At 46.3% G+C, this 12,560-nt stretch carries 10 protein-coding genes; 5 read left to right on the forward strand and 5 right to left on the reverse strand.

The window, feature by feature from the left end; genetic code table 11:
* Positions 1–50 precede the first annotated feature (50 nt).
* Positions 51–950 (reverse strand): DUF3943 domain-containing protein, encoded by a 900-nt coding sequence (locus LGV68_RS03090; RefSeq protein ID WP_202659300.1) that lies wholly within the window; start codon positions 948–950, stop codon positions 51–53.
* A 176-nt stretch (positions 951–1,126) separates the two neighbouring features.
* Between LGV68_RS03090 and LGV68_RS03095 the strand changes: the two genes are divergently transcribed.
* Both LGV68_RS03095 and LGV68_RS03100 read left to right on the forward strand, forming a co-directional pair.
* Positions 1,127–2,368, forward strand: coding sequence for a CinA family nicotinamide mononucleotide deamidase-related protein (locus LGV68_RS03095; RefSeq protein ID WP_252536221.1), 1,242 nt, complete (start codon positions 1,127–1,129; stop codon positions 2,366–2,368).
* 243 nt (positions 2,369–2,611) lie between these two features.
* Positions 2,612–2,860, forward strand: coding sequence for a hypothetical protein (locus LGV68_RS03100; RefSeq protein WP_020428572.1), 249 nt, complete (start codon positions 2,612–2,614; stop codon positions 2,858–2,860).
* 68 nt (positions 2,861–2,928) lie between these two features.
* Here the strand turns inward: LGV68_RS03100 and yfaE are convergent, their stop codons facing one another.
* From yfaE to ubiG, 4 genes are all read right to left on the reverse strand, one after another.
* The gene (yfaE, locus tag LGV68_RS03105; RefSeq protein ID WP_252536226.1) at positions 2,929–3,207 is read right to left on the reverse strand and encodes a class I ribonucleotide reductase maintenance protein YfaE; all 279 of its coding nucleotides are present in this window, start codon (positions 3,205–3,207) and stop codon (positions 2,929–2,931) included.
* Positions 3,207–4,340 carry a class Ia ribonucleoside-diphosphate reductase subunit beta gene (gene nrdB, locus LGV68_RS03110; RefSeq protein WP_020330373.1) on the reverse strand — a complete coding sequence of 378 codons (1,134 nt, stop codon included), beginning with the start codon at positions 4,338–4,340 and terminating at the stop codon, positions 3,207–3,209. The genes yfaE and nrdB overlap by 1 nt, the downstream gene beginning before the upstream one ends.
* Before the next feature lie 72 nt (positions 4,341–4,412).
* Positions 4,413–6,695, reverse strand: coding sequence for a class 1a ribonucleoside-diphosphate reductase subunit alpha (nrdA, locus tag LGV68_RS03115; protein WP_020428565.1), 2,283 nt, complete (start codon positions 6,693–6,695; stop codon positions 4,413–4,415).
* Between the two features lie 449 nt (positions 6,696–7,144).
* Positions 7,145–7,852, reverse strand: coding sequence for a bifunctional 2-polyprenyl-6-hydroxyphenol methylase/3-demethylubiquinol 3-O-methyltransferase UbiG (ubiG, locus tag LGV68_RS03120; protein WP_020330375.1), 708 nt, complete (start codon positions 7,850–7,852; stop codon positions 7,145–7,147).
* A 353-nt stretch (positions 7,853–8,205) separates the two neighbouring features.
* Here ubiG and gyrA point away from each other — a divergent pair, with 353 nt between their 5' ends.
* The 3 genes from gyrA to ribA all read left to right on the forward strand — a co-directional run bounded on the left by gyrA (position 8,206) and on the right by ribA (position 12,429).
* Complete coding sequence (gene gyrA, locus LGV68_RS03125) at positions 8,206–10,920, forward strand: DNA topoisomerase (ATP-hydrolyzing) subunit A (protein ID WP_222752788.1); 2,715 nt, start codon at positions 8,206–8,208, stop codon at positions 10,918–10,920.
* 509 nt (positions 10,921–11,429) lie between these two features.
* Entirely contained in the window at positions 11,430–11,609 is a 180-nt protein-coding gene (locus tag LGV68_RS03130; RefSeq protein WP_020330379.1) for a hypothetical protein, read from the forward strand.
* Positions 11,610–11,781: 172 nt separating this feature from the next.
* Complete coding sequence (ribA, locus tag LGV68_RS03135; RefSeq protein ID WP_020330380.1) at positions 11,782–12,429, forward strand: GTP cyclohydrolase II; 648 nt, start codon at positions 11,782–11,784, stop codon at positions 12,427–12,429.
* Positions 12,430–12,560 lie beyond the last annotated feature (131 nt).

Genomic DNA, 12,560 nt, shown 5'->3' on the forward strand with positions numbered 1-12,560 from the left:
CAATAAAAAAGCGCCTACAGGCGCTTTTTTTACAACTCGGATAAATTAGATTAGAACGTCACTTTGAAACTGGCGCCAATGAACTGGGTGTCGTAAGTCGCACCTGAATCGAGGGCAAACTTGGCCGCATCCTGATTGCCAAACCATGGATTACTTTCAAACTGGAATTCGGCTGAACCGCCCCAGGCGTTACTCACCCATCCGTGAATGTGACCGACCGGGTTTAAGAAGAATAGGGTGACGCTACCGACGCTTTCAGAGCCTAAAACTTCACCGCCGTTATCCACGATGTCCTGTTCTGCCTCAAACATCATTTCACCAACCACGGCACCAAAAAATGGAGTGATAAAAAGGTCCTGCCACGACGGTACTTCTGCAAAAGCTTCAACCCCGTATTCCCAAAATAGCCCGGACATTGCCGCTGAATAAAGGAATGACTCAAACTCATTGAAACCGGCATGACGCGCCGCGGTGTAGTATACACCACCAAAATAGGGGTGCATGACGTAGTTGAGGTAGTGCTCGTCTCGGTCCCAGGTCGGTCCCTGAGAAACGTTGTCCCACCATTTCTGCCCCAAACCGCTCAGGTTACGGTCATCTTCATCCCACTTGGTGATGGACTCTGGCAGCAGTGTCATCAGACCAACGGTCACGACACTCAAACCCAGAATGGTATACGTTTGATCTTTCAGGTAATCCCAATCTTTAGTATCAGATGGCGTCAGGTAGCGGGGGAGTGCTGGCTCATCCACTTTCAGCTCTTGCTCACCATCCAAGCTCATTGCCAGAGGTGAAACCGCTTTATAACGGTATGGAGATTCGTTGTTGCAACTGACGGTTTGGCACTCTACCGAGTAGGATAATTCGATGTGTGGGCTGATATCGTATGGTGCTGCGTTGGCACAAGCGGGTAACGATAACATCAATGCAGTGATGCGTTTTATTGACACGGTAGCTCCAAGACGTTGTTTTATAATAATGATCAGTATCACAATTATCTATTAAAGTAGCGGGGATGAAAATAATCAAATCGCTTATTGACACAAAACTGATAGAGATACTGGGCCATTCAACGATATAGTGGCCAAAGAATGGTGTCACAAAGAACCCAAATAAGGTCATAGATATGCTGAAAATAGCGATGTTAAGTACTGGTGAGGAAGTACTGCACGGTGACATCACCGATACCAATGCCGCTTGGCTGGCACGAGAATTTTTTGAAAGTGGTTTCTCGCTCTCTAAACGCTCGACGGTAGGAGATGAAAAATCGGCTTTGGTTGAAGAGCTGATGATGCTCAGCTTCAACAGTGATGTCGTTATCGTGAATGGTGGTTTAGGACCGACTTCCGACGACTTAAGCGCCGCCGCCGCTGCACAGGCCGCCGAACAACAACTGGTTCTTTTCCCTGAATGGTTGAAAGTGCTGGAGGCCTTTTTCGCGCAGCGCCAGGTGAAAATGCCAGAGAGCAACATTAAACAAGCGATGTTACCTGAAAAAGCGACGGTCATTGATAATCCGATCGGCACTGCCTGCGGCTTCAAAATGCAGATTAATGATTGCTGGTTCTATTTCACTCCGGGCGTACCAAAAGAATTCAAACGTATGGTCAGTGAACAGATTCTGCCTGACCTGCATGCACTCTTTCCGAATCAGGCTGGGCTTGAATGTAGCCGCCTTTATACCTTCGGGACGTCTGAATCCGGTATCTCCGACAAACTGGATAAACTTCAGCTACCAAAAGACTACGTGTTGGGCTACCGCTCTTACTTGCCGTTCATTGAGGTGAAACTGTTTGGGCCGCGCAACGATTTGGAGACACGCGTTAAACTGCTGCAACTGATTTATTCACATCTTGAACAGCATGTTGTCAGCGTTGATGAACCTATGTTGGCGCACATCGGTCATTTGATCGAAGAAAAAGGTCTGTCACTGTCGATCGCCGAGCAGGCAACCAAAGGCTGGCTGTCAAATTGGTTATTGAGCAACGAACAGGTTGAGCGCTTGAGCGGTCATAGCTGGATTCTGAGCCATCGTACCGATGCTGGTCTTGGTGAGAAAGACCCGCTGGCAGCCGTATTTGCACTTGCGGGAGCAACCAAAGATAAATGCAGCACTGATCTGGCGATTGTGACGGGCGCGTTGAGTGAAGGCACGTTCAGTGTGGCGCTGTCGGCTCCACAAGGTGAATGGGGGCAATTGTTGAAGTTTAGCCGCACATACAGCCAGCAAGAGCAAAAAGAGCTGATAGGCACCGTTGCGGCAGACATGTTGCGCCGCTATCTCTCCGGTAAACCCGTGCTGGCTAAATATGGTTCAGTGTTGACGGTAAAAGAGTTGTATCTGCCTGCCAATGTGCTGAATGGATAGTTAAGTTCATATCGCGTAATTGCATATAAAATAAAACATTGTTCGTTAAATGGTAATAAGCAGATGATTTGTTTGCTTATTACCAAACCTCTTTTGACCATTTCCTTCTATTCAAAATTCGTCTAATTGTTAAGCGCCTGATTTCCGTGGTCCTCCCGATTTTGTCTTAAAAATGAGCCGTCTTTAGCACTTTTTTATTTGTACACTGAAATCTCGTTTGAACCATTTCGGCAGGAGGCTGGTATGTTCCATCAATCAAGAATTTTGGTTTGGTATGAGGTGGCAAGTCAAAAAGTGATTTTGGGAGAAGCACTTGGTAGCGTCCATCGTGACGTCGTGTCGTTATGGCTTCATGCACCGGTAGATAACAATAACCTGAGTTATCAGGGATATCGCTTGTCTCTATTTGATGACGACGGTCGTGAGATCGCCAATAAGTCCGTATCCATGGGAACCGCAGATGAAATTCTGTTTGGTGGGCTGATGGAATAGAACGATACCGTTACAACGGAACAGAAATGAAAAAGCCAGAGCACTGCTCTGGCTTTTGTCTTTATGATTTACGCGCGTTTGGCTTTGATTCGGTAGTTGACGTCGGTCAGCTCCAGAGCCGTTTTAGCTTTACAAATACACGGCAATATTTCGTTGCTCTCGGTATAAGCCATCGCAAAACCAACATATTCGACTTCACCTGAAAGTAGGGTACAACGACATGCGCCACAGTGGCCGTCACGACAGTTGTACTCTGGGTCTAACCCGGCATGCTCCATGGTTTCCAGCAGCGTATTAGACGGGTTAGATTCAATGTTGACGATTTTGTTGATTTTGATGTTCGCCATTACAGTTCAAAACCTTCGAAGTCGTCTGAGCTAACTTCGTTGTCGATCTGGCCGACAAGGTATGAACTGATTTCCGCTTCTTGTGGTGCTACCTGTACGTTGTCAGAAGACAACCAAGCATTGATCCATGGAATCGGGTTGCTGGTTGCACCTGGGTATGCTGGCTCAAGGCCAACCGCCTGCATACGGATGTTAGTGATGTATTCGACGTACTGGCACAGGATATCTTTGTTCAGACCGATCATTGAACCGTCTTTGAACAGGTAAGATGCCCACTCTTTTTCCTGTTCTGCAGCTTGCTTGAACAGATCGAAAGATTCTTGTTTACACTCTTCAGCAATTTGCAGGAATGCAAAATCATCCATACCGTTTCGCAGCAGGTTGACCATGTGCTGAGTACCGGTCAGATGTAGTGCTTCATCACGCGCAATCAGTTTGATGATTTTCGCGTTACCTTCCATCAGTTCACGCTCAGCGAACGCGAATGAACATGCAAAGCTGACGTAGAAACGGATGGCTTCCAGCGCGTTGACAGACATCAGACACAGGTAAAGTTTCTTCTTCAGGTCATTCAGGTTAACAGTGACTGTTTCGCCGTTCAGCTCGTGCGTACCTTCACCAAAACGGTGGTAGTCGTTCGTTGCCTGAATCAGATCGTCATAGAAGTGTGCAATATCTTTTGCACGCTTGATGATGTGCTCGTTTTCTACGATGTCATCAAACACAATCGCCGGATCGTTAACGATGTTACGGATGATGTGAGTGTATGAACGAGAGTGAATGGTTTCTGAGAACGACCAAGTTTCAATCCAGGTTTCGACCTCTGGCAGAGAAACCAGCGGCAACAGAGCCACGTTCGGGCTGCGACCCTGAATCGAATCCAGCAGAGTCTGATATTTCAGATTCGAGATGAAAATGTGCTTCTCGTGGTCCGGAAGCTTCGCGTAATCGATACGATCGCTGGATACGTCAACTTCTTCCGGACGCCAGAAGAAAGAAAGCTGCTTTTCAATCAGCTTTTCGAAAATTTCGTATTTCTGTTGGTCATAACGTGCCACGTTAACTGGCTGACCAAGGAACATAGGTTCTTTAAGTTGGTTATTCTTTTTTTGAGTAAAAGTACTGTAAGCCATTGTGCCTTCATCCGTTTGGCCCTTCGCGTGAGCGAAGGGCATGCAAATCATTAAGTGAAAGTTCGAATCTGATTAGATCTTACAAGCGCCGCCTGCACAATCGTCATCTGCTGGTTGAACCGCATCTTTCTGATCGTCTTTCGCACCATCACGAGTGTTATGGTAGTACAGCGTTTTCACACCAAACTTATACGCAGTGAGCAGGTCTTGAAGTAGTTTCTTCATCGGCACTTTGCCAGACTCGTATTGGCTTGGGTCATAGTTGGTGTTGGCAGAAATCGCTTGGTCAACGAATTTTTGCATGATACCAACCAGATGCAGATAACCATCGTTTGAACCGATGTTCCACAGTAGTTCGTAATTCTCTTTCAGACGAGTGAACTCAGGCACAACCTGCTTCAGGATACCGTCTTTAGACGCTTTTACTGATACGTAGCCGCGAGGTGGCTCAATACCGTTGGTCGCGTTAGAGATCTGAGAAGATGTCTCAGAAGGCATCAGCGCCGTCAGTGTTGAGTTACGCAGACCGTGTTCCATGATTTCCTGACGCAGTGCATCCCAGTCGTAGTGCAGCGGCTCTTCGCAGATCAGATCCAGGTCTTTCTTGTACGTATCAATTGGCAATAGGCCTTTCGCGTAGTTCGTTTCGTTGAACGCCGGGCACTTACCTTGTTCTTTCGCCAGATTCACAGACGCTTTCAAGAGGTAGTACTGCATCGCTTCAAAAGTACGATGAGTCAGACCATTCGCGCTGCCATCTGAGTATTTCACGCCATGGCGCGCCAGGTAGTATGCGTAGTTGATCACGCCCACACCCAGAGTACGACGGTTCATGGTTGACTTACGTGCTGCTGGCAGCGGGTAGTCTTGGTAATCCAATAGCGCATCCAGAGCGCGAACAACCAGCTCAGCCAGCTCTTCGAAATCATCCAGTTTTTCAATCGCACCCAGGTTGAAAGCAGACAGAGTACACAGCGCGATTTCGCCGCTGTCGTCTTCTACGTTAACCAGAGGTTTGGTTGGCAGAGCGATTTCCAGACACAGGTTAGACTGACGCACTGGCGCTACACTCGCATCAAACGGGCTGTGCGTATTACAGTGGTCAACGTTCTGAATGTAGATACGACCAGTCGACGCGCGTTCTTGCATTAGAAGCGAGAAGATCTCAACTGCTTTAACAGTACGTTTCTTGATTGACGGATCGTTTTCATATTTCACGTACAGACGTTCAAATTCGTCCTGATCCTGGAAGAAAGCGTCGTACAATCCCGGAACGTCAGAAGGAGAGAACAGCGTGATGTTGCCACCTTCAACCAGACGTTTGTACATCAGTTTGTTCAGTTGAACACCGTAGTCCATGTGACGAACACGGTTCTCTTCAACGCCGCGGTTGTTTTTCAGAACCAGCAGAGATTCTGCTTCGCCGTGCCACAATGGGTAGAATACCGTTGCTGCACCGCCACGAACGCCGCCTTGTGAGCAACATTTAACGGCAGTCTGGAAGTACTTGTAGAATGGGATACAACCGGTGTGGAATGCTTCACCACCACGGATTTCAGAACCCAGCGCACGAATACGACCCGCGTTGATGCCGATACCAGCACGTTGAGAAACGTAGCGTACGATAGAGCTGGCAGTCGCGTTGATAGAATCCAGGCTGTCACCACATTCAATCAGTACACATGAACTGAACTGACGGGTAGGTGTACGTACACCAGACATGATTGGCGTTGGCAGCGAAATCTTGAATGTTGACGTCGCATCATAGAAACGCTTCACGTAATCCAGACGAGTCGCTTTCGGGTACTTAGCAAACAGGCAAGCCGCAACCAGAATGTACAAGAACTGTGCACTCTCATAGATCTGACCGGTTACACGGTTTTGTACGAAGTATTTACCTTCCAGCTGTTTAACAGCTGCGTAAGAGAAATCCAGATCACGGCGATGGTCGATGAAACTGTTCAGCAACTCAAATTCTTCGCGGGTGTAATCTTCTAGCAGGTGCTTATCGTACTTGCCTTTTTCCACCATCGCTGACACGTGATCGAGCAGCGTTGGCGGTTCATATTGACCATAAGCCTTTTTGCGCAGGTGGAATACAGCAAGGCGCGCAGCCAGGTATTGGTAATCAGGGGTCTCTTCGGAGATCAGATCTGCCGCAGACTTGATAATGGTTTCGTGAATATCTGACGTTGTAATGCCATCGTAGAACTGGATGTGAGCTCGAAGTTCTACTTGTGATACTGAGACGTTATCTAGGCCTTCAGCGGCCCACGCGATCACGCGATGGATCTTGTCCAGATCGATGTTTTCTTTGCGGCCATCACGCTTGGTGACAGTAAGTTGTTGGTTCATTCTGCTTTATTTCCCTAACAAAACTGATAAAAGCCGTGTTTTAGTGTAATTCTTGTAAAGTGAATCCCGGCTTTGTGATCAAGCTCGCCCTACATATAGTGTCCCAAACACTATATGTAGGGGTGCATCAGTGTTCGCATTACAAGATAGTGCTATCGAGGGGGTATTGCAAGTTACAGATCGGGGACAGTTTGTGGATAACTTGCGAATTTAAAAAAAACAGTTAGTAGCCACTCACTGATGATCAAAGGACAGAGTTGATTGTATAAAATCGACATTTCAATATTGCTTTTTTCATAACCATGATCGAAAAAAAAATTCTTGATCTTTAGGCAAAAATGCAACCTTGATTTCAATTGATTAAAGTGGAAGCTAGAGCACAAAAAATACGCTAAAAATCCGTGGCCTAGTGTGATATTTAAGCACCGATTTTTAGCGAATAACGCCCCTTAAAATAGGCGCGTATGGATGATGTAATTGACGTCAACGTTTGCGCCCAGGCGGTATGTGTCAGTCAGTGGGTTGTAGAGTAACCCGGTGATCGCCTGTTCCTGCAGAGGAGTGGCATCAATCATCTTGAGTAGTTCAGAAGGACGAATGAATTTTTCGTGGTCGTGCGTGCCTTCCGGAACAATCTTCAGCAGCTTTTCCGCACCGACAATGGCAAACAGATAAGACTTAAAGTTGCGGTTAAGCGTGGAAAAGAAAACATGACCGCCTGGCTTTACCAGCGCCGCGCACGATTGAATAACGGAAAGTGGGTCTGGTACGTGTTCGAGCATTTCCATGCAGGTCACCACGTCGTATGCCTGAGCGTTGTCTTGTGCGTGATCTTCGATGGTGCTCTGAATGTAAGTCAGCTTGGTTCCTGTTTCCAGAGCATGCAGACGTGCCACTTCCAGCGGCTCTTTACCCATATCCAGGCCAGTCACTAGCGCACCTTCACGAGCCATGCTCTCGGCAAGGATGCCTCCGCCACAGCCAACATCCAGCACTTTTTTACCAAACAGTCCGTCAGCGCGTTCCAGCACATAGTTCAGACGCAGCGGGTTAATCTGATGTAGAGGTTTGAACTCACCTTCGAGATCCCACCAACGTGAGGCCATCTCTTCAAACTTCTTGATTTCATTTGGGTCGACGTTTTGCGGTTTGGTCATGCTATTCGTTGCCTGTGTTACGCATCCATGAATAAGGTGGCATTATAACGCCGTTGTCATTTCGCACCAGTTGTTATCTTTGAATCCCAAATGGATGAGCAAAAAATAACCTTTTATCAGTTGGATATGGGAGGAATGTGTAAATTCTCAGCACTTGATACACAACAAAGGTCACAACCTGATAAAAGGGGAGGGAAAGTGATGCCGAAGCTTGGAAACTTGTGTTATATTTTTTCACCTTATAAGTATCAATAATATTCAGGTGTTGCAGCATAAAGTGATTCATGCGGAGATTAGCATGGGCTTTATGTTGTCTGGATATACCGATCAAACTATAGAGGGATAATGGCTCTATGAGCGATCTAGCTAAAGAGATCACGCCCGTAAACATTGAAGATGAGCTACGAGGTTCATACCTAGACTACGCGATGTCAGTTATCGTGGGTCGTGCTCTTCCAGATGTGCGTGATGGCCTAAAACCAGTTCACCGTCGCGTGCTGTTCGCGATGAACGTACTGGGTAACGATTGGAATAAACCATATAAAAAATCTGCCCGTGTGGTAGGTGACGTAATCGGTAAATATCACCCGCACGGTGATAGTGCGGTATACGATACGATTGTACGTATGGCGCAGCCGTTCTCGCTTCGCTACATGCTGGTCGATGGTCAAGGTAACTTTGGCTCGATCGACGGTGACTCCGCGGCGGCAATGCGTTACACCGAAGTACGTATGGCAAAAATTGCCCATGAGTTACTGGCGGACCTTGAAAAAGAAACCGTGGATTACGTACCGAACTATGACGGTACTGAACAGATCCCTGCGGTTCTTCCTACCAAAATTCCTAACCTGCTGGTTAACGGTGCCTCTGGTATCGCAGTCGGTATGGCAACCAACATTCCACCGCATAACTTGACGGAAGTGGTTGACGGTTGCTTGGCGTACATTGACAACGAAAACATCACGATTGATGAGTTGATGGATTACATTCCGGGCCCGGATTTCCCAACGGCAGCCATGATCAGTGGCCGTAAAGGCATCATCGATGCTTACAAAACCGGCCGCGGCAAGATTTACATGCGTTCAAAAGCTGAAATTGAGGCGGATAAGAACGGTAAAGAAACCATCATCGTGACCGAAATTCCTTATCAGGTGAACAAAGCCCGCCTGATCGAGAAGATTGCGGAACTGGTTAAAGACAAGAAAGTTGAAGGCATCAGTGCACTGCGCGACGAGTCAGATAAAGACGGTATGCGCATTGTTATCGAATGTAAGCGCGATGCAGTAGGCGAAGTGGTTCTGAACAACCTCTACGCAAACACTCAGCTTCAGACGACTTTCGGTATCAACATGGTAGCGCTGGACAATGGTCAGCCTAAACTGTTTAACCTGAAAGAAATGCTGAAGTGCTTCGTCGATCACCGCCGTGAAGTGGTGACTCGTCGTACAATTTTCGAACTGCGTAAAGCTCGTGAACGTGCTCATATCCTTGAAGGTTTGGCACTGGCACTGGCCAACATCGATGACATCATCGATCTGATCCGTAAAGCGCCAACTCCGGCTGAAGCGAAAGCTGGCCTGATTGCGCGTGGTTGGGATTTGGGTAATGTGGCAGCGATGCTTGAGCGTGCTGGCACCGATGCTGCTCGTCCAGAGTGGCTTGAGCCTCAATACGGTATTCGCGACGGTCAGTACTTCCTGACTGAGCAACAAGCGCAAGCTATTCTGGATCTGCGTCTGCACAAGCTGACCGGTCTGGAACACGAGAAGATTCTTGACGAATACAAACAGCTTCTGGAAGAGATCGCTGAACTGATGCACATTCTGGCAAGCACAGAACGTCTGATGGAAGTGATTCGTGAAGAGCTGGTTACTGTACGTGATAGTTACGGTGACGCTCGTCGCACTGAAATTACTGCGGCAAGCCATGATATCGATCTGGAAGAGCTGATCGCACGTGAAGATGTTGTGGTAACACTGTCTCACGAAGGTTACGTGAAATATCAGTTACTGAGCGATTACGAAGCTCAGCGTCGTGGTGGTAAAGGTAAGAGTGCGACTCGCATGAAAGATGAAGACTATATTGAACGTCTTCTGGTTGCGAACACGCACGATAATATCCTGTGCTTCTCGACTCGTGGTAAGACCTACCGTATGAAAGTTTACCAATTGCCATTAGCAAGCCGTACCGCTCGTGGTAAGCCGATTGTGAACCTGCTTCCGTTGGAAGAAAACGAGCGCATCACGGCGATTCTGCCAGTGACCGAGTTCAGTGACGACAAGTACATCTTTATGGCAACCGGCGACGGTACTGTGAAGAAGACGTCTCTGGATCAGTTCGCAAACGTTCGTTCTAACGGTCTGATTGCGTTGAACCTGCGTGACGAAGACTCGCTGATCGGTGTAGATATCACTGATGGCGAAAGCGAAATTATGCTGTTCTCTAAATTCGGCAAAGTAGTTCGCTTCAAAGAATCAGAAGAAACTGCGGTTGTGGATGAAAATGGTCAACCTGTACTGGATGAAAATGGCCAGCCAGAGATCAAGTTCAAAGGCGTAAGACCTATGGGTCGTACTGCAGCTGGTGTTCGAGGTATGAAACTGGCTGATGGCGACCAAGTGGTATCGCTAATCGTACCGAAGACTGATGGTGATGTACTCACCGTAACAGAAAATGGTTATGGTAAGCGCACCAGCTTGTCTGAATACCCAACGAAGGGCCGTGGTACTCAGGGTGTGGTTTCGATCAAAGTCTCTGAGCGTAACGGCAGCGTAGTGGGTGCGGTTCAGGTTGACGACGGTGATGAGTTCATGATGATCACCAATGCAGGCACACTGGTACGTACTCGTGTGGCTGAAGTTAGCCACGTTGGTCGTAACACCCAAGGTGTAACGCTAATCCGTACTGCAGAAGATGAGCAAGTGGTTGGTTTGCAGCGTATCGAAGAGATTGAAGAATCTGAATTCTCAGAAGAGGAAGGTTCGGAAATCGTAAACGAAGGCAGTGAAGTACCTGAAGCATCCTCTGAAGCACCAGAGACATCCTCTGAAGGTGACACAGAAGAATAATTCTTCTTAAAAGAAAAGCCGGGTTAATACCCGGCTTTTTTGTATCTTAACTCTTTTAATAGTTGAGTACTCAACTGGGTTAATAAACTTTGTTATTACAGATGATCGATTAAATACGGATGAATCCGTAAATAAAAATTGATGATCGTCAATTTTGAAACTCGATCGAATAAAGAAGCTAGCTATCTATAAGCGCGGTTGTATAAGCGGACGGCGTTATGAAACCGACAAGTGACTCAAGGCTTTCAGATGGTTATGTTGAGATATTACTGTTTTTGGGCATGTTTAATTAAATAACGAATTAACAGAATAGTGAGAGAAATAGAAAGAAAGGATCCAATTAAATTAGATCAAATAAAGAGTGTATGATCACTTATATAATCCTGCCTCAATTTAAACTTTAGAAAAATTAGTGTGACAATTATTCCAATAATTAAATTTAACTGACACCAATTTGATTTAAATGATATTATTCCGTTAGAACAAATAATAATCAGTAGGAAAAGGCAGTGGACTATTCAGTGATTACACAACTTAAGAAGGACTTTTACGCACAAATCAGTGCGCTTCAGTCGTGCTCTCTGCCACAAACCAAACCCACATTATCTATTTTGACAGCGGAAGAGCTTAAAGAGCTTGAACAAGTGTGGGTAGAACTCACGGTGTGGAAGAAAACGCAAAGCCATTAATCTACTGATTCTCTGAGAAATTCTGTAAACCCAGCTTGCTCAACAATAGGCTGGGTTTTTTATTGCGCATTTTCTAAATTGTTATAATATAACAATTCGAGTGATTTTGTGATCTTTTCGTTGAAAAGTAGGGTATCAGTCCCCATAGTAAAGTCACAAGTAAGGTATAAGAATGCATACAATAACCAGCATGCATCCAGTAATGAATCAGGTGAGTGCAGATATGGCGGAAGTAAGAGCCAGAGTTGATTTAAAAGTAGGTGCGAAAAGCAACATTGATGCAGAAATCCTTTCCTTTAAAGGATTGAAGACCGATAAAGAGCACGTCGCCGTCATTTTCAAGTCAGCAGATAAAACCCAGGAAATCCCATTAGTGCGTATGCACTCTGAATGTCTGACCGGTGATGTGTTCCACTCATCGCGTTGTGACTGTGGCGAGCAACTGGAAGAAACCATTACGAAAATGGGCGAACATGGTGGGATCATTCTGTATCTTCGCCAAGAAGGCCGCGGCATTGGCCTGTACAATAAGATTGATGCATACCGACTACAAAGTCAGGGCATGAATACTTACGAAGCCAATAACCATTTAGGCTTTGGTGATGATCTGCGTGATTTCACTGAAGCGGCTCAAATGCTCAAAGCGCTCAACGTGACTAAGATTCGTTTGGTGACTAACAACCCGAAAAAGATCCGCGAACTTAAAGAGCACGGCATCGAAATTGTTGAGGTAGTGCACACCGCTGCGCACATCAAATCTGGCAACGAGAACTACCTGAAAGCAAAAGTCTCTCACGGTAAACATCAGCTTAAACTTTAAGCTATTTCCTTAAATCGTTGATAAAAGCCTCACTTCGGTGAGGTTTTTTTCGTTACATCTTGCAAAAAAAATGTAAATTTGTATTATCGCGGCTAAAAGTGCAAATGATAATAATTAGCACTAGCAATGAA

Source organism: Vibrio sp. LQ2 (assembly GCF_023920125.1).
Lineage (GTDB): Bacteria > Pseudomonadota > Gammaproteobacteria > Enterobacterales > Vibrionaceae > Vibrio > Vibrio fluvialis.